Here is a 23,887-nt window from a genome sequence, read left to right as displayed (position 1 = left end):
GCTGATCCTTAGACTTCTTCAACGTCCACTAAGTGAGAAACAGTGTTGACCATGCCTTTGATTGCATCATTAGCAGGTTTTACTACTGTTGAATTCAACTTTGTAAGACCTAACGCTTTTACAGTATCGCGTTGGTTTTGGGGACGTCCAATAATACTGCGTTTTAAAGTGATTTTCAATTCAGCCATTATAGTGTCCTCCTTAACCGATTAATTCTTCTACTGATTTGCCGCGAAGTGCTGCCACTTCTTCAGCGCGTTTCAATTGTTTCAACCCTTCAACTGTTGCGCGAACAACGTTGATTGGTGTGTTAGAACCTAAAGATTTAGATGTGATATCCGCTACCCCAGCTAATTCCAATACGGCACGAACGGGTCCACCAGCAGCTACCCCAGAACCTTCTACAGCAGGTTTCATAAGGATGCGTCCGCCGCCGAATACACCGATAACTTCGTGAGGGATTGTAGAACCAACCATTGGTACTTCTACCAAGTTTTTCTTCGCGTCTTCGATTGCTTTACGGATTGCTTCTGGTACTTCTTGTGCTTTACCAGTACCGAAACCTACGTGTCCGTTTTTATCACCGACAACAACTAATGCAGCAAAACGTAGACGACGTCCACCTTTAACAACTTTAGTTACACGGTTAATCGCAACAACGCGGTCTTCTAATTCCAAATGTTTTGGATCAATATAAACCATGAATGGTGTTCCTCCTTCTCTTAAAATTCCAGTCCATTTTCGCGAGCTGCTTCAGCTAAAGCTGCTACACGGCCATGGTAAAGGTATCCACCACGGTCAAAGACTACTACTTTAATACCTTTTGCTGCTGCACGTTCTGCAACTAATTTGCCGACATCTTGTGCTTGTTCAGTTTTGTTTCCACCTGAAATTTCTTTATCTAAGGCAGAGGCACTTGCTAGCGTCACACCCGCTACGTCATCAATGATTTGAGCGTAGATGTTTTTGTTCGAACGGAACACGTTTAAGCGTGGGCACTCAGCAGTACCAGAGATTTTGTTACGTACACGACGATGTCTTTTCTGACGTGTTTTATTTTTATCTGGTTTTGTAATCACAATTGTCACCTCTTTTTATTTGCTAGCCTAAGCCGCTATTCGTAAATGCTTACGACTATTTACCAGTTTTACCTTCTTTACGACGCACAAATTCGCCAACATAACGAATTCCTTTGCCTTTATAAGGTTCTGGAGGACGAACGCCACGAATATTGGCAGCTAATTCGCCAACAACTTCTTTATCTGATCCTTTGATGATCACAGAAGTGTTTGAAGGAACTTCAATTTCGATTCCAGCTGGCGCTTCGATTTCAACCGGATGAGAGTAACCAACGTTCAATACAAGTTTTTTACCTTGCAATTGAGCACGGTACCCAACCCCGATCAATTCTAACGCTTTTTGGAAACCTTCAGAAACACCAACAACCATGTTGTTGAAGTTTGCACGGGTAGTTCCGTGGATAGTTTTCATTTCTTTACTATCGTTTGGACGAGTGAATGTTACTTCGTTTCCTTCGATATTCATTTTGATATCAGAAGAAAAAGTACGTTTCAATTCACCTTTAGGTCCTTTAACTGTAATGTCGTTTCCATCTTGTTTGATTTCAACACCTGCAGGAAGAACGACGATCTTATTACCGATACGACTCACTTAGAGGCACCTCCTTGTGGATTATTTTAAATTACCATACATAAGCGACTACTTCGCCGCCAACATTTTTTGCTCTTGCTTCTTTGTCAGTGATAACACCTTCAGAAGTTGAGATGATCGCGATTCCTAAACCGTTCAATACTTTTGGCACTTCGTCAGCTTTGACATAAGCACGCAAACCTGGTTTAGAGATACGTTTCAAGTTTGTGATAACACGTTCACCGTTTTTGCCGTATTTCAAGAATACGCGGATCACGCCTTGTTTGTCATCTTCGATATATTCAACATCGCGAACGAAACCTTCACGTTTCAAGATTTCAGCGATATCACGTTTGATTTTTGAAGCAGGTACTTCTAAGCTTTCGTGTTTTACCATATTGGCATTACGTACACGCGTTAGAAAATCTGCGATTGGATCTGTCATGACCATGGGATAATTTACCTCCTTTATGCGAGTATAGTTTACCAGCTAGCTTTCTTCACGCCGGGAATTTGTCCTTTATAGGCAAGTTCGCGGAAGCAAATACGGCAAAGATGAAATTTACGATAAACTGAATGTGGACGTCCGCAACGTTCGCAACGAGTATACTCTTGTGTTGAGAATTTAGCAGGGCGTTTGTTTTTAGCAATCATTGATTTTTTAGCCACGTAGTTCGCCTCCTTTTTTTATTTTTGGAATGGCATGCCTAATTGTGACAACAATTCACGAGATTCTTCATCTGTGTTGGCTGTTGTTACAATAACGATATCCATACCACGTACTTTATCGATCAAATCATAATCTACTTCAGGGAAGATCAATTGTTCTTTGATTCCTAATGTGTAGTTTCCGCGTCCGTCAAACGCTTTTTTGCTGACACCGTGGAAGTCACGGACACGTGGCAATGAAACTGTTACTAACTTGTCTAAGAATTCATACATTCTTTCGCCGCGTAGAGTAACTTTCGCACCGATTGGCATTCCTTCACGTAAACGGAATCCAGCAATAGATTTTTTCGCTTTTGTGATCAATGGTTTTTGACCTGAGATCAATTGTAATTCTTCAACAGCTTTATCTAAGTTTTTTGCATTCGATACAGCATCACCAACACCCATGTTGATAACGATTTTATCAACTTTTGGTGCTTGCATAACTGAGCTGTAGTTAAATTTGTCCATTAATGATGGGACAACTTCTTTTGAATATTTTTCTTTAAGGCGGTTCATCTGTTAGCCCCTCCTTCCTTTATTTGATTATTTATCAAGAACTTCTCCGGTTTTTTTAGAAACGCGGACTTTTTTGCCGTCAACTTCTTTATAGCCTACACGTGTTGCTTCACCGTTCGAAGGATCAACCACCATCACGTTAGAAACATGAATTGGTGCTTCCATCTCGACGATTCCGCCTTGAGGAGCTGTTTGAGAAGGTTTTTGGTGTTTTTTAACGACGTTCACACCTTCAACAACGACTTTGTCTTTCTTAGGAAACGCTGCAAGTACAACGCCTTCTTTGTTTTTGTCTTTACCAGTGATAACTTTAACTTTATCGCCTTTTTTAACAAACATGTTTGTTTCGCACCTCCTTTAGATAAGAATCACTATTACAATACTTCTGGTGCTAGGGAAACGATCTTCATAAAGTTGCCTTCACGCAATTCGCGAGCAACTGGTCCAAAGATACGAGTTCCACGTGGGCTCTTATCGTCACGGATAATAACCGCAGCATTTTCATCAAATTTAATGTAAGAACCGTCTGTACGACGTGCTCCTGATTTTGTACGAACGATAACGGCTTTAACGACGTCACCTTTTTTGACAACCCCACCTGGCGTTGCTTGTTTGACCGTAGCAACGATCACGTCACCAATATTCGCAGTTTTACGACCAGATCCGCCAAGGACTTTGATCGTTAGAATTTCACGGGCACCTGAGTTGTCCGCCACTCTTAATCGGCTTTCTGCTTGGATCACGATGTGTATCCTCCTTTCAGATTTTGCAATTCACAATCTATATAGGAAAATCTCGTGTGATTAGATAATCACTGCCTTTTCAACAATCTCTACTAGACGGAAACGTTTCGTAGCTGATAATGGACGAGTTTCCATAATTTTCACGATATCGCCAACTTTTGCTTCGTTGTTTTCATCGTGTGCTTTGTATTTCTTAGAATAGTTCAGACGTTTGCCGTAGATAGGGTGGTTTTTCTTAGTTTCAACGACAACAGTGATTGTTTTATCCATCTTGTCGGATACCACGCGACCTTGGTAAACTTTGCGTTGATTTCTTTCTTCAGTCATACGCTAAATGGCCTCCTTCCACTATTACTTTGCTTGTTCACGCAATACTGTTTTGATGCGTGCAATCGATTTACGTACTTCTTTGATACGTGCAGTGTTTTCTAATTGTCCTGTAGCTAATTGGAATCTAAGATTAAACAATTCTTCTTTCAATTGTTTTTCTTGATCTAGCATTTCGGCAGTGGTTAATTCTCTGATTTCTTTAACCTTCATTCGATTCACCACCCATTTCCTCACGTTTTACGATCTTTGTTTTCACTGGCAATTTGTGAGAAGCAAGACGTAACGCTTCACGCGCAACTTCTTCGGGAACGCCGGCAATTTCAAACATGATTTTACCACGTTTTACTGGTGATACCCATCCTTCAGGAGCCCCTTTACCAGAACCCATACGTACCCCAATTGCTTTGGCCGTATAAGATTTGTGAGGGAAAATTTTGATCCATACTTTCCCGCCACGTTTCATATAACGAGTCATTGCAATACGGGCAGCTTCGATTTGGCGGTTTGTGATCCAGTGTGATTCAACAGCTTGCAAGCCGTATTCACCGAAAACTACTTCTTTTCCGCCTTTCGCTTCACCGCGCATTTTCCCGCGGAATTCACGACGGTGTTTTACACGTTTAGGTACTAACATGTTTATTTCCCTCCTTTCTCAGTGTTCTTTTTAGTTGGAAGAATTTCTCCACGATAAATCCACACTTTAACTCCTAGTTTTCCGTATGTTGTATCTGCTTCTTCCCATGCGTAATCAATATCCGCACGTAATGTATGAAGTGGAACTGTTCCTTCTGAATAGCCTTCTGAACGAGCGATATCTGCTCCGTTTAGACGACCAGATACTTGTGTTTTGATTCCTTTAGCGCCAGAACGCATTGTGCGTTGGATCGCTTGTTTTTGCGCACGACGGAAAGCAACACGGTTTTCTAATTGACGTGCGATTCCTTCGCCTACTAATTTAGCATCTAAATCTGGTTTTTTGATTTCAACGATGTTGATGTGAACTCGTTTGCCAGTTAATTTGTTTAATTCTTTTCTTAGGTTTTCGACTTCAGATCCGCCTTTACCGATAACCATACCTGGTTTAGCTGTGTGGATTGAAATATTTACGCGGTTTGCTGCGCGCTCGATTTCAATTGTTGACACAGCGGCATCAGCAAGTTTAGATGCGATAAATTTACGGATTTTCAAATCTTCATGTAGAAATTCAGCATACTCTTTTTCAGCATACCATTTTGCATCCCAGTCACGGATGATGCCTACACGCATTCCAATTGGATGTACTTTTTGACCCACTGATTGTCCCTCCTTATTTTTCTGATACGACTACAGTAATATGACTTGTACGTTTGTTGATTGGAGAAGCTGAACCTTTCGCACGTGGACGGAAACGTTTCATTGTTGGTCCTTCGTTGACGAATGCTTCAGAAACAATCAAGTTTTCAACATCTAAGTCAAAATTGTTTTCTGCATTAGCGATAGCTGACATCAAGACTTTCTCGATGATTCCAGCCGCTTTGTTTGGTGTGAACTTCAAGATCGCGATTGCTTCAGCAACGCTTTTCCCTCTGATCAAATCAATAACTAGACGTGATTTACGAGGAGAAACGCGGACTGTTTTAGCAGTTGCTTTCGCTGATGTGATTTGTTCTGCCATTTTTGGATATCCTCCCCTCAAAATTAGCGTCTTGTTTTCTTATCGTCGGCAGCGTGTCCGCGATAAGTTCTTGTTGGTGCAAATTCACCTAGTTTGTGTCCTACCATGTCTTCTTGGATGTAAACTGGTACATGTTTCCGTCCATCATACACAGCAATTGTAAATCCGATAAAACTTGGGAAGATTGTGGAACGACGTGACCAAGTTTTGATCACTTTTTTCTTTTCAGCGCCTTGTTGTGCTTCGACCTTCTTCATCAAATGGTCATCGACAAAAGGTCCTTTTTTCAAACTACGACCCATGGTGTACCTCCTCTCAAAATGTGCGACACATGGTCAAGTAAATTATTTAGTCTTGCGACGACGAACGATAAGTTTGTCTGATTTAGCTTTCTTGTTACGTGTTTTGTAACCAAGTGCTGGTTGTCCCCAAGGTGAAACTGGAGCTTTACGTCCGATTGGAGCTTTACCTTCACCACCACCGTGTGGGTGATCATTAGGGTTCATTACGCTACCACGTACAGTTGGGCGTTTGCGCATCCAACGAGAACGTCCGGCTTTACCGATGTTGATCAATTCATGTTGTTCGTTACCAACAGAGCCAATTGTTGCACGGCATGTTGCCAAGATCATACGTACTTCGCCTGAGTTCAAGCGGATCAATACATATTTTCCTTCTTTACCAAGTACTTGTGCACTTGTACCAGCTGAACGGATCAATTGTCCGCCTTTTCCTGGTTTCATTTCGATGTTGTGGATAACAGTACCAACTGGAATATTTTCTAGTGGTAATGCGTTCCCTACTTTAATATCTGCATCTGGTCCAGAAACGACAGTCATGCCAACTTCTAATCCTTTAGGTGCTAAGATATATGCTTTTACTCCATCCTCGTAATGTACTAACGCAATGTTAGCAGAACGGTTTGGATCATATTCAATCGTTTTAACAGTAGCAACGACATTGTCTTTGTTACGTTTGAAATCGATCAAACGGTATTGACGTTTGTGACCGCCACCTTGATGACGAACCGTGATACGTCCGTTGTTGTTACGACCAGCATTGTTTTTCAATGGCGCTAACAATGTTTTTTCTGGTGTTGAAGTTGTGATTTCAGCGAAATCAGAACTTGTCATATTACGACGGCCGTTTGTGGTAGGTTTGTACTTTTTAATCGCCACGTCTTTTTCCCTCCCATTTAGTATTTAAATATGGTCTGCTTATTCAGCAGCGTCAAAAATTTGGATTTCTTTTGAATCTTCAGTTAAAGTCACAACAGCTTTGCGACGTTTTTTTGTGTATCCTGCATATTTACCCATGCGTTTGAATTTAGGGCGTACGTTGATGATATTCACGTTAGCCACTTTCACTCCGTCAAAGGCAGCTTCTACAGCTTGTTTTACTAAAGTTTTGTTCGCTTTTGTGTCTACTTCGAAAGTATATTTCTTGTCATCCATGGCAAGCATAGATTTCTCAGTGATCACTGGGCGTTTGATGACGTCTAGTAAGTTCATTATGCAAGCACCTCCTCGATCTGAGTAAGAGCAGTTTGTGTTACCAACATTTTATCTGCTGAAACAACATCCAATACGCTCACGTTATCAGCAGTTACTACTGAAACAGATGGCAAGTTGCGTGCAGATAATGCAGCAAAGTCGTTTTCTGTTTCTAAAACTACCAATACTTTTGAGTCAATAGTCAAGTTAGCTAAAACTTGTTTGAATTCTTTTGTTTTTGGTGCATCAAAGCTTAACCCTTCTACTGCTACCAAGTTATTTGAAGCAACTTTTTCTGACAATACAGATTTCATTGCTAAGCGACGAACTTTTTTAGGAAGTTTGTAGCTGTATGAACGTGGTGTTGGTCCGAAGACTACGCCACCTCCACGCCATTGTGGTGAACGGATTGAACCTTGACGAGCACGACCAGTTCCTTTTTGGCGCCATGGTTTACGGCCACCGCCACGAACGGCACTGCGATTTTTCACAGCGTGTGTTCCTTGTCTTAATGAAGCACGTTGCATGATGATTGCATCGTAGACAACTGTTTCATTTGGTTCAATTCCGAAGATTTCTTCGTTCAATGTAATTTCGCCATTTTGGCTTCCATCTTGTTTGAATAATGCTACATTCGGCATTCCTTAGTTCCTCCTTTCTTCCTATCTACTTATTTAGCTTTCACAGCTGATTTGATTGTAATCAATGATTTTTTCGCGCCAGGTACATTACCTTTAATCAAGATAACGTTACGTTCTGCGTCTACACGCACGATTTCCAAGTTTTGGATCGTGATGCGGTTACCGCCCATACGTCCAGCAAGACGTTTGTTTTTGAATACACGGTTAGGTGCAACTGGACCCATTGATCCAGGACGACGGTGATAACGAGAACCGTGAGCCATTGGTCCGCGGCTTTGTCCGTGACGTTTGATAACGCCTTGGAATCCTTTACCTTTCGAAGTGCCGGTTACATCAATGATGTCTCCTGCTTCAAAAATATCAACTTTAATTTCTGAACCTACTTCTAAGCCCTCTAGCTCTACATTCTTGAATTCGCGAATGAAGCGCTTAGGAGCCGTGTTTGCTTTTGCAACATGACCTTTCGCAGGTTTGTTAGACAAAACTTCACGCATATCTTGGTAGCCGACTTGAATTGCTTCGTAGCCGTCATTTTCGATTGTTTTCACTTGTAGCACTACGTTTGGAGTAGCTTCTACTACAGTTACTGGAATCAATTCGCCAGATTCAGTGAAGATTTGAGTCATTCCCACTTTTTTCCCTAAGATTCCTTTGGTCATGATTACACCTCCATCTTAATTATTATAGTTTGATTTCAATATTTACACCGCTTGGCAAGTCTAGCTTCATTAAAGCATCAACTGTTTTTGGTGTTGGATTCACAATGTCGATTAGACGTTTGTGTGTACGCATTTCGAATTGTTCGCGTGAATCTTTGTATTTGTGTGTCGCACGGATGATCGTGTACAAGCTGCGTTCAGTTGGCAATGGAATTGGACCAGATACGCCAGCTCCAGTTCTTTTTGCAGTTTCTACGATTTTATCCGCTGATTGATCTAAAATACGATGTTCATACGCTTTTAAACGGATACGAATTTTTTGTTTTGCCATTGTTTTCCCTCCTTCGCCTATTTTGAAAAGTAGACATAGCTCCACGAAAATTTCCGTCACGCTCGTCCATGGCAAAGCGTCCGGGCGTGTCGCAACCTCTCGTTTCGTAGCCGGCAGTTTTTTCTTTGCTGCCAGTGTGACTTACGCATATACGTAAACAGCACCTTTATGATTATATTATGGATAAACGCTGATTGCAAGCTTTTTTTAATGAAAAGAAACGATTCTTTTGCGTTTTTTTCAGAAAACTTTCTTTTCTCTTGAAAACAACAAAAACCTTGCCTAATGACTTGCTCTAAGCAAAAGCTTTTCCAACAACCATAGCTACTAACGCAAAAGCGCCCCTTCCGGAATAATTCTCCAGAAAAAGCGCTTCAAACCACTAATCATCTCGATTTACTACTAGTTGATTAATCCTTTAGTCACACGTTGGATTGCTGCTTTTAACGGAAAATAAGCAATAGCGACAATCAAAATCGTGGCCACTACATTGATGACTGTTGCCGGCAATTTGATGACCGCTGCCGACCAAGCTCCTGACCAGCTGCTGCCAAGATACCAAAGCATAACAGTATTTTTGATTTGCGTCATAGCAAGTTTCGCCAAGCCAGTAACAGACCCAATAACCACTAACTGCCATATTGCTTGCGGACGTTTTTTAAATAAGAGAAACGCACCATATGCAAAAGCCCCCACAATAAAACTTTCCAAAATAAAATAAGGGGCCTCTGTCGCATACCCATTCAGCAAATCAAAAATCGCAAAGCCTAGTCCCCCAGCAAGGGAGCCTTTCACATAACCTAATAATAAAACTGCTAATAAAAGAACGGCATTCCCCAAGTGCACAAAGGCGCCGGTGGGCAATGGGATCTTGATCATCGTACCAATGACTGTCAACGCTGTAAACAATGCCACAAAGACAATACTTCGAATTCTGTGATCATTCATGTGGTATCATCCTTTCTTCCGCATGATTATAAGCACCGTGCCAGACGTGACCGACATAAGGATTGATCAGAACCCCTTGTCGAATCGCCGCAACGACGAAGTCTTTGGCCAAGCGAATGCTTTCTAGTAACGGCAGCCCTTTTGCTAATCCAGCAGTAATGGCTGCAGAAAACGTACAGCCTGCACCATGGTTGAAATCAGTATCGATCCTCCGGCTTTCTAGAGTAGTAAAAGAGTGTCCATCATAAACTAAGTCAATTGCCTGCGCTCCTGGCAACCGATGACCTCCTTTGACGACGACACACTTCGCGCCTAAATGATAAATCCTTTTCGCAGCTTCTTTCATAGCAACAAGGTCTTTTAAGTCCCCCATCCCCGATAAAATTCCAGCTTCAATCAAGTTAGGTGTCACCACATCCGCCAAAGGCAGCAAGTATTCGATCAATGCATCCACACTCTTTGGCTGCAAAATATGTGCGGTCCCTTTACAAGCAATAACAGGATCGATCACCACCTGTTTCACTTGTTGTTGCTGGATCATCTTGGCAGCCTGCGCAATATTGGCTTCATTCCCCAACATCCCTGTCTTAACGGCATCCATTGGTTCCCCCGTGAAAGCCGAAATCAATTGTTTTTCGACCAAAGAAGTGTCCATAGCTGTCACTTCGTGGGTCCATCCCATTGACGGATCCATGGTGACGATCGAGGCAATCGAAGCAAAACCAAAAACACCATACTCTTGAAAGGTCTTTAAATCAGCTTCAATTCCTGCGCCGCCTGTTGAATCGGACCCGGCGATCGTTAATACTTTCTTCATTATTATCGACTCCTTTTATTCAGTATAACCAATGGTCCCCTTGACGAAAACAGCCAATTGGCTTATTTTTATACCATCCAATAAAAAAAGGAGGGCTCTAATGACCGATAGGCAAATCGATAAACAGAAGAAGCAACCACTCTATCAGCAAATCGTCACTTACTTTATCGAGGCCATCCAAAATGGCGATTACACACCTGGTGAACAGTTGCCCGCCGAACGAAAACTAGCCACTCAATTCGGGGTCAACCGTTCAACGATCGTCAAGGCACTGGATGAGCTTCGGAGTTTAGGATGGATCACGCGCAAACGAGGCAGCGGCACACAAGTCTCTGAAGGTCGATGGGGCAACCGTCAGACCCCTCTGTCTTATCTCCGCTCGTCTCTATCTAGTCCCTACTTACAGCAAGACCCCTTTGTTGAAGAGATTCAGCGATTGCGCACAAAAGACCAAATTCTCGACCTTTATACAGGTGATCTGCCACAAGAACTGCTTCCTGATTTCCAATTTCCTGCCTTTACTTGGGAGATGATCCGCAACGAAAGCCTGCAAAGCACCCCAGCCGGCTATCCACCATTGCAAGAAGTCTTGATGCGGCACTTGACGGAAGATTTCGGAATCCCCTTATCTGGACAAAAACTCGTGATCACTTCTGGCTCCACGCAAGGTATCACACTGCTTATGCAAGTTTTGTTGACTTCAGGTGATAGTATTCTTACGGAAGATCCTTCCTTTTTGTTTTCATTGCCCTTATTTACAACAATGAATGTCCGCGTTCTCGGAATCAAACAGGACGAAGAAGGGATGCGACCGAAAGACTTAGAACAAGCATTGAAAGAGCAGAAAATCAAATTTGTTTATTTAAATCCGACATTCCAAAATCCCACCGGTCGTACCATGAGCCTTGGCCGCCGCAAAGAAATTATCGCTATTTGCCAGAGGTATCAAGTACCGATCATAGAAGATGATATCTTTAGTGAGTTAGCCTTTACGCCGCAACCCGAAAAATTTAAGGCACTAGCACCAGATTCGGTCATTTATCTCGGATCTTTATCAAAACTCTTTGGGTCTTCTATCAAAATCGGCTGGTTATTAGCTCCTGAAGCATTGGCGGATCAATTTGCTCAAGCTAAAAAAAGGATGTCTATCGAGACAACGATTTTTCCTCAACTGTTAGCTAATCTTGCTCTCCGTTCCATGGAGTACCCTCAACAACAACAGGACTTGCTAAAAAAGATGGCTCAAAAGCAACATGCCTTGATTCAGCGACTGGACGCTTTTTCTGAGGATTGGGCATTCCAACAGACCACTGGGGGACTATACCTCTGGCTGCAATGGCAACACGCCCCACTGAAACGGAGAGACTGGACACTTTTCTTAAAAAATGATTGTCTAGTTGCCCCAGCCTTTCTCTTCAGCAATGATACAAACGGATTTCGTCTGAACTATACACGACTTTCGGAAAATCAACTAGACTTGTTTTGTCAGCAATTCAGAAAAATCACAACACAATTAAAGGAGCATCTGTATGAATGAGACAATTGATCTATTAACCAACCACCGCACTTATCGCCAATTCGATAGCAACTATCAATTATCAAAGGAGCAGTTAGAAGCAATTTTATCTGCTGCACGACAAGCACCTAGCTGGATGAACGGGCAAGCTTATTCCATTCTCGTGATCGATGATCGTTCACTTCGACAACAGCTGGTTACTTGGAATCCAGGTAATCCTCATATCGCTGAAAGTTCTATCTTTTTACTTTTCTTGGCTGATTTAAACCGCACCAAGAAAGTTGCTGAGAAAAAACAAACACCTTATCTGGTTGATGAAGGTCTACAACCATTGTTGATCGCAACAACCGATGCTAGTATCGCTTTACAGTCAGCTGCCATTGCTGCGGAATCTCTTGGTCTAGGAACAGTTATTTCCGGCAGTGTCCGCAAAGACAGCAAAGCGATCGCCGAATTGCTCGAACTGCCAGAATACGTTTACCCTGTGGCTGGATTAAGTATTGGCAAACCAATTGTAGATATGGCTCTCAAGCCTCGCTTGCCTCAAGAGGCGGTAATCCATTACAACAAATACCAGGATTATTCCTATCAAGCGATCGAAGACTATGACCAAATCATGACCGCCTTCGGTGAAGCGAGAGAAACAATGCCTTGGTCCGAAAAATTCGCCAATTTCTACGGCCGTGTCCCTGACCAAGGCTTTGATCAGTTTCTAAAAGATCAAAAATTGATCAAATAAAAATTTTCAAGCAAAAAAAAGCAGAAGCGCTAGCGCTTCTGCTTTTTGCATTTATCAAGTCAATTAAGCTTTGATTTCAGTTACAACGCCTGAACCAACAGTACGTCCGCCTTCACGAATTGAGAAACGAGTTCCGTCTTCGATAGCGATTGGGTGGATCAATTCAACGTCGATTGTTACGTTATCGCCAGGCATAACCATTTCAGTTCCTTCTGGTAATTCAACAACACCAGTTACGTCAGTTGTACGGAAGTAGAACTGAGGACGGTAGTTAGTGAAGAATGGAGTGTGACGTCCACCTTCTTCTTTTGTCAAAACATAAACTTCAGCTTTGAATTTTGTATGAGGTGTGATTGTACCAGCTTTAGCCAATACTTGTCCACGTTGGATGTCTTCACGAGCAACCCCACGTAGCAATGCACCAATGTTATCCCCTGCTTCAGCATAGTCTAACAATTTACGGAACATTTCAACACCTGTTACAGTTGTTTTAGCAGTTTCGTCAGCAATACCAACGATTTCTACTTCATCACCAACGCGAACTTGTCCACGTTCAACACGGCCTGTAGCAACAGTACCACGTCCAGTGATTGAGAATACGTCTTCGACTGGCATCATGAATGGTTTGTCAGTATCACGTTCTGGAGTTGGAACGTATTCGTCAACTGCAGCCATCAATTCCATGATTTTTTCTTCGTATGAAGGATCTCCTTCAAGAGCTTTCAAAGCAGAACCGGCGATTACAGGAACATCGTCGCCTGGGAAGTCATATTCAGACAATAGGTCACGAACTTCCATTTCAACTAATTCTAGCAATTCTTCGTCATCAACCATATCCATTTTGTTCAAGAAAACAACGATGTATGGTACGCCAACGTTACGTGATAACAAGATGTGTTCACGAGTTTGAGGCATAGGACCGTCAGCAGCAGATACTACTAAGATCGCACCGTCCATTTGCGCAGCACCAGTGATCATGTTTTTAACATAGTCCGCGTGTCCTGGGCAGTCTACGTGAGCGTAGTGGCGAGCTTCAGTTTCATACTCAACGTGAGCAGTTGAGATAGTGATTCCGCGTTCGCGTTCTTCTGGAGCACCATCGATTTGGTCGTAAGCAGAAGCTTGTGCCAAACCTTTTTTAGATAATACAGTTGTGATAGCAGCTGTAAGTGTAGTTTTACCATGGTCAACGTGTCCGATCGTACCAATGTTTACGTGGGGTTTAGAACGGTCAAATTTTTCTTTTGCCATTTTAAAATGTTCCTCCTAAAAATACAGTTTATTTTTTATATTTGATAGGTAGAGGGCGCGAAGCCCCCCATCCCTTATCATCGATAATATTGTACACGAAACTTCATAAAAAATATAGCTTTTTACTGAATTTCGCATTTGTGCATCAATTATTCAGCTTTGCCGCCGTTTTTCTTGATGATTTCTTCTTGAACAGACTTAGGTACATCTTCATAGTGATCAAATGTCATCATGAAAGTACCGCGTCCTTGAGTAGATGAACGAAGTGTTGTTGCATATCCGAACATTTCAGCCAATGGAACAATCGCGTTAACGATTTGTGAGTTACCATGCGCTTCCATACCTTCAACACGTCCACGACGAGCAGTTACGTGTCCCATAACATCACCTAAGTAATCTTCAGGAACAGTGATAACAACTTTCATCATTGGTTCAAGAATCACTGGATTAGCTTTCTTCGCTGCAGCACGTAAAGCCATTGAAGCTGCCACACGGAAGGCTGTTTCACTTGAATCGACATCATGGTATGAACCATCGTAAAGCTTGGCTTTGATGTCAACCAATGGATAACCAGCTAGAACACCGTTAGCCATTGAGTCTTCAAGTCCTTTTTCAACTGCTGGGATGTATTCACGTGGAACCACACCACCGACAATTGCGTTTTCGAATTCGAAGCCTTTACCTTCTTCGTTTGGTGTAAATTCGATCCATACGTGACCGTATTGACCTTTACCACCAGACTGACGTACAAATTTACCTTCGGCTTGCGTAGAAGCACGGAATGTTTCGCGGTAAGAAACTTGAGGCGCACCAACGTTTGCTTCAACTTTAAATTCGCGACGCATACGGTCAACAAGGACGTCCAAGTGAAGTTCACCCATCCCTGCGATAACAGTTTCGCCAGTTTCAGCGTTTGTTTCTACACGGAATGAAGGATCTTCTTCAGCAAGTTTTTGTAAAGCCACACCCATTTTATCTTGGTCAGCTTTTGATTTAGGTTCAACAGCTACTTCGATAACTGGTTCTGGGAATTCGATTGATTCAAGGATAACTGGTGATTTTTCGTCACACAATGTATCCCCTGTTGTTGTATCTTTCAAACCAACAGCTGCAGCGATATCGCCTGAATAAACTGTTTGGATTTCTGCACGAGTGTTCGCGTGCATTTGCAGGATACGACCGATACGTTCGCGTTTGTCTTTTGAAGCATTCAAGACATATGATCCAGAGTTCAAGACACCTGAATACACACGGAAGAATGTCAAACGACCTACGAATGGGTCAGTCATTACTTTAAATGCTAGTGAAGCAAAAGGCGCTTCATCGTCAGCAGGACGATCAGTTTCTTCGTCAGTTTTAGGATTGATCCCTTTGATTGCAGGAACATCAAGTGGTGAAGGAAGGTAGTCGATGACTGCATCCAACATCAATTGAACCCCTTTGTTTTTGAAGGCTGAACCACAAAGAACTGGGAAAAATTCAACAGTCAATGTCGCTTGACGGATACCAGCTTTCAATTCTTCTTCAGTGATTTCTTCACCTTCCAAGAATTTCATCATTAGCTCTTCGTCAGTATCTGCAACAGCTTCAACTAATTTTTCGCGCCATTCTTCAGCTAATTCTTTGTACTCTTCAGGAATTTCAGTTTCTTGAATCTCTGTTCCTAAATCGTTTGTATAGATCTCAGCTTTCATTTTTACTAGATCGATGATACCAGTAAAGTCATCTTCCGCACCAATTGGTAATTGGATTGGATGAGCATTTGCTTGCAAGCGATCATGTAAAGTAGATACAGAGTATAAGAAGTCTGCACCGATTTTATCCATTTTGTTACAGAATACGATACGTGGTACGCGGTAATCTGTCGCTTGACGCCAAACTGTTTCAGTTTGTGGTTCTACACCAGATTGTGAGTCCAATACTGTTACAGCACCGTCAAGAACCCGTAGTGAACGTTGTACTTCAATTGTGAAGTCCACGTGTCCAGGAGTGTCGATGATATTTACGCGATTTTCTTTCCATTGCGCAGTTGTCGCAGCAGAAGTGATCGTGATCCCACGTTCTTGTTCTTGTTCCATCCAGTCCATTTGAGAAGCACCTTCATGTGTTTCCCCAATTTTATGGATTTTACCTGTGTAATAAAGGATACGTTCAGTTGTCGTTGTTTTACCAGCGTCAACGTGGGCCATGATCCCGATATTACGAGTTTTTTCTAGCGAAAATTCTCTTGCCATTCTAGGTTGTTCCCCTCTCATTCTTACTTAAACCTAAGCTAAGGTTGTCTCAGTACCTTCCAATAAAAAGCAGTGAGGATCTTACCAACGATAGTGAGCAAATGCGCGGTTGGCTTCCGCCATTTTGTGTGTGTCTTCGCGTTTCTTCACAGAAGCACCAGTGTTGTTTGCTGCATCCATGATTTCTTTCGCAAGACGTTCTTCCATTGTGTGTTCGCCACGCAAACGAGCGTAGTTTACCACCCAACGAAGACCTAGAGTTGTACGACGTTCTGGACGAACTTCAACTGGGACTTGGTAGTTAGAACCACCGACACGGCGAGCTTTAACTTCCAATACAGGCATAATGTTCTTCATTGCTTGTTCGAAAACTTCCAATGGATCATTTCCTGTAGATTCTTTGATAATGCCAAAAGCATTGTAGATAATATTTGCAGCAACACCGCGTTTACCATCAACCATTACACGGTTGATCAAACGAGTTACTAATTTTGAGTTATAAATAGGATCTGGTAAAACATCACGTTTTGCAACAGGACCTTTACGAGGCATCCGTAACTCCTCCTTCCGAAATATCAGTTCTGATTAAATAGTTTCATTTGTAGTTTGAATCAAAATTAAGCTTTAGGACGTTTTGTTCCATATTTAGAACGAGATTGTTTACGATCGTTAACACCGGCAGTATCCAATGCACCACGAACGATATGGTAACGTACCCCTGGTAAGTCTTTTACACGTCCACCGCGTAGCAATACCACACTGTGTTCTTGCAAGTTGTGACCGATACCTGGAATATAAGCTGTCACTTCAATCAAGTTTGACAAACGAACACGCGCATATTTACGTAGAGCTGAGTTCGGTTTTTTCGGTGTCATAGTTCCCACACGAGTAGCTACCCCACGCTTTTGAGGTGAGTTAACATTCGTTTGAGCTTTTTTGAAACTGTTGTATCCTTTGTTCAATGCTGGTGAATTTGATTTTTCAACCTTGGATTTACGAGGTTTACGTACTAATTGATTAATTGTAGGCATCCCTAGTTTTCCTCCTTCCTTGATTCGCTTTATAGTTCCACACATCCAGGTGGTTCTTTTTTTGCGATAAAAAATAATGCATTCTCTGCATTCTTATCAAATATGCTTTGATAAACAGTCAGCACGTCTCCAACGAGAGACCTGTAGATAAAGCACCTTTGATAGAATACCATGATAAAAAGACTCTGTCAACCATCTCTTCAATGATTTTTTATGAAAGGAGCAACTGCCAAAATTTTATAAAAAAAACTCTCCCTTGCGCCTCCTTTTTACTTCTTCTTACTATATAATAAAGATGAAAATAGTATTTTATTAGAGGTGGGTCAATAATGAATCTAAAAGAGATGGTCGGTATTGAAGCGGCCAGCTATGTCACTGACGGTATGGTCGTCGGTTTAGGAACTGGTTCAACTGCGTATTACATGATCGAAGAATTGGGGCGCAGAGTGAAAGAAGAAAACTTGTCGATCGTTGGTGTACCAACATCCTGGGCATCAAAAAAACAAGCAGAATCGTTAGGGATCCCGGTCAAAACGATCGATGAAGTGGCAAGTGTCGATTTAACGATCGATGGTGCAGATGAGATCAGCGGAGACTATCATGGAATCAAAGGTGGCGGTGCCGCACTGCTTTTTGAAAAAATCGTCGCAACCTACTCTAAAAAAGTTCTTTGGATTGTTGATAAATCAAAGATCGTTGAAAAATTAGGCGCATTCCCATTACCTGTAGAAGTGATTCCCTATGGCAGTCAGCAATTGATGCGATTGTTTACAGAAAAAAACTATCACCCTGTCCTTCGCCTAGCCGAAGATGGCACCCCGCTAAAAACTGATTGCGGTCATTACATCATTGATCTTCATCTACAAACCATCAATGAACCAGTTGCATTGGCTCATGAACTAGATCAAACCGTCGGTGTTGTAGAGCACGGGCTCTTCTTGGATATGGTCCATACGATCATCATTGGACAAGAAGATGGACCTGAGACCCGCAGCGTTCGCTGATGCCTCTAGCAACAAAAGGAGCAAGTGCTCCTTTTGTTCGAGGTTCTACGTATTTTTCTTCATTTTTCTAGAGTTAAATTCATTTTTGTGCAAGTTTTCTCTATCATTTATGCCTCATTTATGCTACATTCAAATAAAAAAGAATAGGAAGGAGCGGCTATGAAAGTCATCGGTTATGCTCGCACAACAATTATTGATAAAGAATCAAGTGAACAATTAAACAAACTAAAAGAATTTGGTTGTACAGAATTGTTCCACGAAACCTATGCCTACGAAGAAAACTGTGATAACCACTCATTAGAATCTGTGATTGCTCGTATGCAGTCTGGGGAAACGCTGGTTGTTTCTGAACTTCATCGTTTAGGTAAAACAACCCGGCAATTAACTGAATTGACAGATCTTCTAAGAAAAAGAAACCTTCACCTAGTTTCTCTAGCAGAAAACATCGATACGAGAGAACCCATGGGGGCGATTTATTTCAATTTAATGGAAGGTTTGGCAGCGATGGAACAAGCCTTAATCAAAGAACGGACATTAGTCGGATTGAACAATGCCCGAAAGAACGGCAAAATTGGCGGACGTCCAAAAATCGATCCAAAAACCATCAAAAAAATTCGCCAGCTTTATTACGATAAAAAAGAGACGATTCAATTCATCTCCACAAAATGCGGTGTTTCTGTCGGAACCTGCTATAAATACATAAAACTTTCAGAAGAAGAATTGGATAAAGTATACAGTCATTAATCACTTGTCTGAATCCGGTGCTTCATCTTTTTTTCTGTGCGCCGATCCTGTCAGACAAAATGATTCAGAAATAAAAAAGAACGTCTTGAAGAAAGACGTTTTTTTCTGTTTCTTTTTTTAAGAAACAAGGTTTTACGCTAAATACGTAGAAATTCTTTGCGAAAAAGTGTACAATAAACAGGGAATTGAAAATTTCAGAAAAATATCTAATATCTAAAAGGAGAGTTTTACATGCCAAAATTAGTATTTTCTCGTCACGGACTAAGCGAATGGAATAAATTGAACCAATTTACTGGTTGGGCCGATGTAGATTTAGCGCCAGAAGGTGTCGAAGAAGCAATCGAGGGCGGACGTAAAATCAAAGAAGCCGGCATCGAATTCGATGTTGCCTACACATCTGTATTAACTCGTGCCATCAAAACTTGTAACTACATTTTAGAATATTCTGATCAACTATGGGTGCCAACAATCAAATCTTGGCGTTTGAACGAACGTCACTACGGTAAACTACAAGGATTGAACAAAAAAGAAACTGCTGAAAAATACGGAGACGAACAAGTTCACATCTGGCGTCGTTCCTACGATGTATTGCCTCCATTGATGGATGCATCTGATGAAGGTTCTGCAGCAAACGATCGTCGTTATGCAATGCTTGATCCTCGCGACGTACCTGGCGGCGAAAACTTGAAAGTAACGCTAGAACGTGCATTACCTTTCTGGCAAGATGAAATCGCACCTGCATTGAAAGACAACAAAACTGTTTTAGTTGCCGCTCACGGAAACTCTCTACGTGCGTTAGCAAAACACATCGAAGGTATCTCTGATGAAGACATCATGGATCTTGAAATTCCAACAGGTCAACCACTTGTTTATGAATTGAACGATGATCTAACAGTTGCGAAAAAATATTACTTATAATCATTAACAGCCAAGGCTGTGCTGCAAGTCAGAGCAAGAGTATTCTTCCTGACTGACGGCACAGTCTTTTTTTGATTGGTTTCCTGAGAAATATTCGTTATAATTGAAACCGCATACGAAAGGAGCTTGGAATGATGACCACACTCTGTAAAAATGATACGCTACTATTTCTTGGAGATAGCATCACCGACTGCGGCCGTGATCGACTCGATGCTACGGATCTGGGAAAAGGATTTCCCGCCTTTGTGGCAGCCCATCTAGCTGCAGAATACCCAGATGCAAACTTGTCATTTGTTAACCGCGGCATTAGCGGGAATAAAATTCGCGATATCTTAAATCGCATCGAGGAAGACTGCATTGATTTAAAGCCAGATCTACTGATTTTCTTGATCGGTATCAATGATACCTGGCGCAATATTGGCACCTCCTCTTTCGGCACACCCGAAGCAACTGCGACATTTGCTAGTGATTATCGGCAATTTTTGCAGCAAGTGACCGAAAGTGGGATCAAGAAAATCCTGCTTTTAGAGCCATTTGTTCTTCCTTATCCAGCAGATCGCAAACAATGGCGGAAGGATTTGGATCCCAAGATCCATTCCATTCGTGAACTAGCTGCTGAATTTGGTTGTGACTACCTTCCTTTAGACGGCTTATTCGCTGAACGTACTGTCAAAAAACATTCATCTTATTATACTGGGGAAGATGGTGTCCATCCAACAATCGCCGGACATGGTGTGATCGCACAAGAGATCTTGCGCCGTATCCATTATTCAAGATAATTCTTTGATAGAAGTACGCAGACAAATAATCGGTAGGATACCAATTACCCTACCGATTATTTGTCTATTCTGTCAGGGTTTCTTCATTTAGAGATACTCTGAAGGGGTCAAAGCCTCTTGATAAATGGCAATGACATCAGATTCTGTCAACGGTACGTAGGCATTTGTCGCAATTGAACTAAATGCTACTGCTTGCTTGGCCATTTCTTCAAAATGACGATCATCTTCGATTCCCACTTCTGGTAAAGTCATTGGGATCCCACAAGCAAGGAAGAAATCGTATAACTTTTGAATCCCCATCCGGGCTGCCATTTCTGGGACCGCTTCTTCTACTTGGAATACTTCACGGGCAAAGCGAGCCAACTTAGGTGCTGTTGTCTCATTTAACACATGAAGCATCCAGCGGGGCGTCAAGATGGCTAAGCCGATCCCATGAGTAATATCATAAAAAGCACTCAACTCATGTTCCATTGGATGGCACGACCACGCACCGGCTTTCCCACTACCTGTCAACCCATTTAACGCCAATGTACTTGCCCACATCAAGTTTGCCCGAGCATCATAGTCATCTGGGGTATCCAAAGCAATCGGCAAGTTTGTGATTACCGCTTTCAACAGCCCTTCTGCGATGCCGTCTTGTACATCCGTATTCTCTGTTGTACTAAAGTAGTTTTCGATCAGATGACTCATAATATCTGCAGAACCAGCCGCTGTTTGATAGCGATTGACGCTAAAGGTCCATGTGGGATCTAAGAAAGAAACCTTCGGCAAGAAATTAGGACCGTGGACCCCTAATTTTTGTTTCGCTGTAAGGTTCGTGATAACTGCTCCCCGATTCATTTCACTACCAGTTGCAGCTAATGTCAAAGCCGTAACTAATGGCAATGCTGGCCCTTGGTAGCTGCGTTTAGTCACTAAAGTCCAAGGATCTTCCTCACTGCAAGCAGCACCTGCGATCACTTTGCTGCAATCAATCACGGAGCCGCCTCCGACTGCAAGAATCACATCAATTTTTTCAGTGCGGCAGAGTTCTGCCCCTTTTGCTACTGTTTCAATCCGAGGGTTTGGTTCAACTCCTGCTAATTCTGTTACTTGATTGTCATTGTTTTGCAATTGCGCCATGACTTGATCATAAAGTCCGCTTTTTTTGATACTGCCGCCGCCATAGACCAATAGGACATTTTTTCCGAAAGTATTCAATACTTCCGGCAACTCATTTAACCGATCTTTCCCAAAACGTATATCCGTTGTCACCTGAAAAGTAAAATTATTCATGCTCCAACCTCCTTTTCTTTAATTAAACCATTTTCGTCCAAAAGTGCAACTATTCCAACTAGCTAAAAATATTCAATCAATCATTTAACAAAAAATCACTTTCTGACTGGCTCCCATTGTCTAAGGAGTCAATCAGAAAGCGATACAGGAATAGAAAATTTTTTGTAGGCTGTAGGATAAGAAAAAGGATTAGGAGATAGCCGTTTCTAAGCCAACTTTGATCATATCATTGAATGTTGTTTGTCTCTCTTCCGCTGTTGTTTCTTCTCCAGTGATGATATGATCACTGACTGTGCAGATCGCTAAGGTCTGTACGTGGAATTTTGCTCCTAAATAGTAAAGCGCAGCGGCCTCCATCTCAACACCTAATACACCAAGATCAGCCAATTCCACTGTTTCTGCCATATCATCTTTATAGAAAGTATCTTCCGATAAAATGTTCCCAACGTGGGTGGTAAAACCGGATGCAATCGCTGTATCATACGCTTTACGCAACAAGTCGAAATCTGCGATTGGCGGAAAATGAAAACTTTGAAAATTCTTTGCTACCATGGAAGAACTTGTCGCTGCAGCTTGGGCGATCACTAAGTCCCGAACATGAACATCTTTAGAAATCGCGCCACAAGTGCCGACACGAATCAATTTTTTTACGCCATAAGAATTGATCAATTCATGGGCATAAATGGTCGCAGAAGGCATCCCCATACCAGTTCCTTGTACTGATACTCGCTCACCTTTGTAGACACCGGTATAACCGAGCATCCCTCGGACATTGTTATAACAGATCGGGTCTTCTAAAAATGTTTCTGCAATGTATTTTGCGCGTAGAGGATCGCCAGGTAATAAAATTTTATCAGCAATCTCGCCTGCTTTTGCTTCAATATGAACGCTCATCTTTTCGCTCCTTTTCTACTTCTCTTTTATGCTCTTTTTTAGGGTTTGCTTGTTTTACAGATTCGCTAAAGTTTCTTTGATCAGCGCTTTAAATTCGGCTTTGACCCGTTCTGTTGTCTCTACGACTTCTTCATGGTTCAGGCTTGCTTGCATACCAGCAGCTAGATTGGTGATACATGAAACGCCCAACACTTTCAAGCCACTATGAACAGCTACGATTACCTCAGGAACCGTCGACATACCCACAGCATCTGCACCGATCGTACGAGCAAATCGAATTTCAGCAGGTGTTTCATAAGTCGGCCCAGAAAAGCCCATGTAAACTCCTTCTTTTAAGTGGAGACCTTTTGTTTCTGCAATTTGTTTTGCTGTTTCCCGGTAGCTTGGATGATAAGCCTGGCTCATATCAGGGAATCGTGGTCCCATTTCTTCTTCGTTAGCCCCAATCAATGGATTGTCCCCCATGAAATTGATTTGATCCGTGATCAACATCAAATCACCAGGTTGGAAACTTTCATTCACTCCGCCGCATGCGTTCGTCACAACAAGTGAATGTGTTTCAAGAGCTGCCATTACTCGAACAGGGTAAGTAACTGTCTGCATGGAATGTCCTTCATAGTAATGGAAACGACCTTGCATCGCCAATACTTTTTTTCCAGATAATGTACCATAAACTAATTGTCCGGCATGCCCGACGACTGTTGAAACTGGAAAATGAGGGATATCGTTATAAGGCAGCACAATTGGATTTTCAATCTCATCTGCTAATTCACCTAATCCTGAACCTAAGATCAAACCAAAATCAATAGATCCTACCCCTTTTTCCTTGATGAATGTCGTTGTTTCCTGCAATTTCTCATGTAATGTTGTCATTTCTCCACCTCTAATTTAAATGATTTAAGAAGCTTTCCCCATTTTCTGTTGCCGGTACTGCAAAGTTTTCTGCAATTGTTGCTGAAATATCGGCATAATGGCCTTGGGGTAGTTGGCCTTGTCCTTTAAATTGTTT

The 23,887-nt window shown here is 42.0% G+C and carries 35 protein-coding genes and 1 pseudogene; 6 read left to right on the top strand and 30 right to left on the bottom strand.

Translation table 11 applies throughout. From position 1 onward, the window contains the following. Positions 1–8: 8 nt before the first annotated feature. From rpmD to thiD, 22 genes are all read right to left on the bottom strand, one after another. Positions 9–188, bottom strand: a complete 180-nt coding sequence (gene rpmD, locus DVW06_RS11990; RefSeq protein WP_003128015.1) for a 50S ribosomal protein L30 — start codon at positions 186–188, stop codon at positions 9–11. 13 nt (positions 189–201) lie between these two features. Next, positions 202–702 carry a 30S ribosomal protein S5 gene (gene rpsE / locus DVW06_RS11985; RefSeq protein ID WP_003128014.1) on the bottom strand — a complete coding sequence of 167 codons (501 nt, stop codon included), beginning with the start codon at positions 700–702 and terminating at the stop codon, positions 202–204. 20 nt (positions 703–722) lie between these two features. Next, positions 723–1,079, bottom strand: coding sequence for a 50S ribosomal protein L18 (rplR, locus tag DVW06_RS11980; RefSeq protein ID WP_137264693.1), 357 nt, complete (start codon positions 1,077–1,079; stop codon positions 723–725). 55 nt (positions 1,080–1,134) lie between these two features. Continuing rightward, positions 1,135–1,671 (bottom strand): 50S ribosomal protein L6, encoded by a 537-nt coding sequence (rplF, locus tag DVW06_RS11975; RefSeq protein WP_003128012.1) that lies wholly within the window; start codon positions 1,669–1,671, stop codon positions 1,135–1,137. A gap of 31 nt (positions 1,672–1,702) precedes the next feature. Then, positions 1,703–2,101, bottom strand: a complete 399-nt coding sequence (rpsH, locus tag DVW06_RS11970) for a 30S ribosomal protein S8 (RefSeq protein ID WP_003128011.1) — start codon at positions 2,099–2,101, stop codon at positions 1,703–1,705. A gap of 32 nt (positions 2,102–2,133) precedes the next feature. Continuing rightward, positions 2,134–2,319, bottom strand: coding sequence for a type Z 30S ribosomal protein S14 (locus tag DVW06_RS11965; protein ID WP_003128010.1), 186 nt, complete (start codon positions 2,317–2,319; stop codon positions 2,134–2,136). Between the two features lie 18 nt (positions 2,320–2,337). Continuing rightward, positions 2,338–2,877, bottom strand: a complete 540-nt coding sequence (gene rplE / locus DVW06_RS11960; RefSeq protein ID WP_003128008.1) for a 50S ribosomal protein L5 — start codon at positions 2,875–2,877, stop codon at positions 2,338–2,340. A gap of 27 nt (positions 2,878–2,904) precedes the next feature. Next, positions 2,905–3,216, bottom strand: coding sequence for a 50S ribosomal protein L24 (rplX, locus tag DVW06_RS11955; RefSeq protein WP_003128007.1), 312 nt, complete (start codon positions 3,214–3,216; stop codon positions 2,905–2,907). A 35-nt stretch (positions 3,217–3,251) separates the two neighbouring features. After that, complete coding sequence (gene rplN / locus DVW06_RS11950; RefSeq protein ID WP_003128006.1) at positions 3,252–3,620, bottom strand: 50S ribosomal protein L14; 369 nt, start codon at positions 3,618–3,620, stop codon at positions 3,252–3,254. 60 nt (positions 3,621–3,680) lie between these two features. Then, positions 3,681–3,947 (bottom strand): 30S ribosomal protein S17, encoded by a 267-nt coding sequence (gene rpsQ / locus DVW06_RS11945; RefSeq protein ID WP_003128005.1) that lies wholly within the window; start codon positions 3,945–3,947, stop codon positions 3,681–3,683. Positions 3,948–3,971: 24 nt separating this feature from the next. Beyond that, positions 3,972–4,160 (bottom strand): 50S ribosomal protein L29, encoded by a 189-nt coding sequence (rpmC, locus tag DVW06_RS11940; RefSeq protein WP_002288664.1) that lies wholly within the window; start codon positions 4,158–4,160, stop codon positions 3,972–3,974. Beyond that, positions 4,150–4,584 (bottom strand): 50S ribosomal protein L16, encoded by a 435-nt coding sequence (gene rplP, locus DVW06_RS11935; protein WP_003127975.1) that lies wholly within the window; start codon positions 4,582–4,584, stop codon positions 4,150–4,152. Before rplP ends, rpmC begins: the two co-directional genes overlap by 11 nt. Positions 4,585–4,586: 2 nt before the next feature. Continuing rightward, entirely contained in the window at positions 4,587–5,243 is a 657-nt protein-coding gene (gene rpsC / locus DVW06_RS11930; protein WP_003127974.1) for a 30S ribosomal protein S3, read from the bottom strand. A gap of 13 nt (positions 5,244–5,256) precedes the next feature. Further along, entirely contained in the window at positions 5,257–5,604 is a 348-nt protein-coding gene (gene rplV, locus DVW06_RS11925) for a 50S ribosomal protein L22 (protein ID WP_003127973.1), read from the bottom strand. Positions 5,605–5,627: 23 nt separating this feature from the next. Next, positions 5,628–5,906 carry a 30S ribosomal protein S19 gene (gene rpsS, locus DVW06_RS11920; RefSeq protein ID WP_003127971.1) on the bottom strand — a complete coding sequence of 93 codons (279 nt, stop codon included), beginning with the start codon at positions 5,904–5,906 and terminating at the stop codon, positions 5,628–5,630. Positions 5,907–5,948: 42 nt separating this feature from the next. Continuing rightward, on the bottom strand, positions 5,949–6,782 hold the full coding sequence (gene rplB, locus DVW06_RS11915; protein WP_003127970.1) for a 50S ribosomal protein L2: 834 nt from the start codon (positions 6,780–6,782) through the stop codon (positions 5,949–5,951). A gap of 39 nt (positions 6,783–6,821) precedes the next feature. Continuing rightward, complete coding sequence (locus DVW06_RS11910) at positions 6,822–7,115, bottom strand: 50S ribosomal protein L23 (RefSeq protein ID WP_003127969.1); 294 nt, start codon at positions 7,113–7,115, stop codon at positions 6,822–6,824. Beyond that, on the bottom strand, positions 7,115–7,738 hold the full coding sequence (gene rplD, locus DVW06_RS11905; RefSeq protein WP_003127968.1) for a 50S ribosomal protein L4: 624 nt from the start codon (positions 7,736–7,738) through the stop codon (positions 7,115–7,117). The genes DVW06_RS11910 and rplD overlap by 1 nt, the downstream gene beginning before the upstream one ends. A 29-nt stretch (positions 7,739–7,767) precedes the next feature. Then, positions 7,768–8,397, bottom strand: coding sequence for a 50S ribosomal protein L3 (gene rplC, locus DVW06_RS11900; RefSeq protein WP_003127967.1), 630 nt, complete (start codon positions 8,395–8,397; stop codon positions 7,768–7,770). Between the two features lie 22 nt (positions 8,398–8,419). Beyond that, positions 8,420–8,728, bottom strand: a complete 309-nt coding sequence (rpsJ, locus tag DVW06_RS11895) for a 30S ribosomal protein S10 (RefSeq protein ID WP_003127966.1) — start codon at positions 8,726–8,728, stop codon at positions 8,420–8,422. Between the two features lie 402 nt (positions 8,729–9,130). Continuing rightward, a complete protein-coding gene (locus tag DVW06_RS11890; RefSeq protein WP_021150626.1) occupies positions 9,131–9,676 on the bottom strand; it encodes an ECF transporter S component in 546 nt (181 codons plus the stop codon). Next, positions 9,669–10,493 (bottom strand): bifunctional hydroxymethylpyrimidine kinase/phosphomethylpyrimidine kinase, encoded by an 825-nt coding sequence (thiD, locus tag DVW06_RS11885; protein WP_003127963.1) that lies wholly within the window; start codon positions 10,491–10,493, stop codon positions 9,669–9,671. Before thiD ends, DVW06_RS11890 begins: the two co-directional genes overlap by 8 nt. A 100-nt stretch (positions 10,494–10,593) precedes the next feature. Between thiD and DVW06_RS11880 the strand changes: the two genes are divergently transcribed. Next, positions 10,594–12,030: an aminotransferase-like domain-containing protein gene (locus DVW06_RS11880; RefSeq protein WP_096710879.1), complete on the top strand. Its 1,437-nt coding sequence runs from the start codon at positions 10,594–10,596 to the stop codon at positions 12,028–12,030. Further along, positions 12,023–12,748: a nitroreductase family protein gene (locus DVW06_RS11875; RefSeq protein ID WP_005470027.1), complete on the top strand. Its 726-nt coding sequence runs from the start codon at positions 12,023–12,025 to the stop codon at positions 12,746–12,748. The genes DVW06_RS11880 and DVW06_RS11875 overlap by 8 nt, the downstream gene beginning before the upstream one ends. A gap of 63 nt (positions 12,749–12,811) precedes the next feature. Here DVW06_RS11875 and tuf read toward each other — a convergent pair whose 3' ends face one another. The 4 genes from tuf to rpsL form a co-directional block, all read right to left on the bottom strand. After that, on the bottom strand, positions 12,812–13,999 hold the full coding sequence (gene tuf / locus DVW06_RS11870; RefSeq protein ID WP_003127959.1) for an elongation factor Tu: 1,188 nt from the start codon (positions 13,997–13,999) through the stop codon (positions 12,812–12,814). Between the two features lie 149 nt (positions 14,000–14,148). Next, positions 14,149–16,233, bottom strand: coding sequence for an elongation factor G (gene fusA, locus DVW06_RS11865; protein ID WP_003127958.1), 2,085 nt, complete (start codon positions 16,231–16,233; stop codon positions 14,149–14,151). Between the two features lie 81 nt (positions 16,234–16,314). Continuing rightward, on the bottom strand, positions 16,315–16,785 hold the full coding sequence (rpsG, locus tag DVW06_RS11860; protein WP_003127957.1) for a 30S ribosomal protein S7: 471 nt from the start codon (positions 16,783–16,785) through the stop codon (positions 16,315–16,317). Between the two features lie 65 nt (positions 16,786–16,850). Continuing rightward, entirely contained in the window at positions 16,851–17,264 is a 414-nt protein-coding gene (rpsL, locus tag DVW06_RS11855; RefSeq protein WP_003127956.1) for a 30S ribosomal protein S12, read from the bottom strand. Between the two features lie 329 nt (positions 17,265–17,593). On the opposite strand from rpsL, the gene rpiA reads away from it, so the two are divergent. The 4 genes from rpiA (at position 17,594) to DVW06_RS11835 (ending at position 20,709) form a co-directional block, all read left to right on the top strand. Beyond that, positions 17,594–18,268, top strand: a complete 675-nt coding sequence (gene rpiA / locus DVW06_RS11850; protein WP_003127952.1) for a ribose-5-phosphate isomerase RpiA — start codon at positions 17,594–17,596, stop codon at positions 18,266–18,268. Between the two features lie 159 nt (positions 18,269–18,427). Then, positions 18,428–19,012 carry a recombinase family protein gene (locus DVW06_RS11845; RefSeq protein WP_003127951.1) on the top strand — a complete coding sequence of 195 codons (585 nt, stop codon included), beginning with the start codon at positions 18,428–18,430 and terminating at the stop codon, positions 19,010–19,012. 231 nt (positions 19,013–19,243) lie between these two features. Further along, the gene (gpmA, locus tag DVW06_RS11840; protein ID WP_003127950.1) at positions 19,244–19,930 is read left to right on the top strand and encodes a 2,3-diphosphoglycerate-dependent phosphoglycerate mutase; all 687 of its coding nucleotides are present in this window, start codon (positions 19,244–19,246) and stop codon (positions 19,928–19,930) included. A gap of 131 nt (positions 19,931–20,061) precedes the next feature. Next, positions 20,062–20,709 (top strand): SGNH/GDSL hydrolase family protein, encoded by a 648-nt coding sequence (locus DVW06_RS11835; RefSeq protein ID WP_227173404.1) that lies wholly within the window; start codon positions 20,062–20,064, stop codon positions 20,707–20,709. An 87-nt stretch (positions 20,710–20,796) separates the two neighbouring features. On the opposite strand, the gene DVW06_RS11830 is transcribed toward DVW06_RS11835, so the two are convergent. The 4 genes and pseudogenes from DVW06_RS11830 to DVW06_RS11815 all read right to left on the bottom strand — a co-directional run. Further along, entirely contained in the window at positions 20,797–21,984 is a 1,188-nt protein-coding gene (locus tag DVW06_RS11830; protein WP_137264692.1) for an iron-containing alcohol dehydrogenase, read from the bottom strand. A 189-nt stretch (positions 21,985–22,173) separates the two neighbouring features. After that, positions 22,174–22,878 (bottom strand): purine-nucleoside phosphorylase, encoded by a 705-nt coding sequence (gene deoD / locus DVW06_RS11825; RefSeq protein WP_003127946.1) that lies wholly within the window; start codon positions 22,876–22,878, stop codon positions 22,174–22,176. 54 nt (positions 22,879–22,932) lie between these two features. Further along, positions 22,933–23,751 (bottom strand): purine-nucleoside phosphorylase, encoded by an 819-nt coding sequence (locus DVW06_RS11820; RefSeq protein WP_137264691.1) that lies wholly within the window; start codon positions 23,749–23,751, stop codon positions 22,933–22,935. Between the two features lie 10 nt (positions 23,752–23,761). Beyond that, a pseudogene (locus tag DVW06_RS11815) lies at positions 23,762–23,887 on the bottom strand (phosphopentomutase); the annotation flags it as partial.

It is taken from the genome of Enterococcus sp. ARL09-542, assembly GCF_005234805.1.
Taxonomy (GTDB): domain Bacteria; phylum Bacillota; class Bacilli; order Lactobacillales; family Enterococcaceae; genus Enterococcus_D; species Enterococcus_D gallinarum.
The sequence above is the reverse complement of the archived record's forward strand: the minus strand, read 5'-3'. Positions and strand labels throughout refer to the sequence as shown.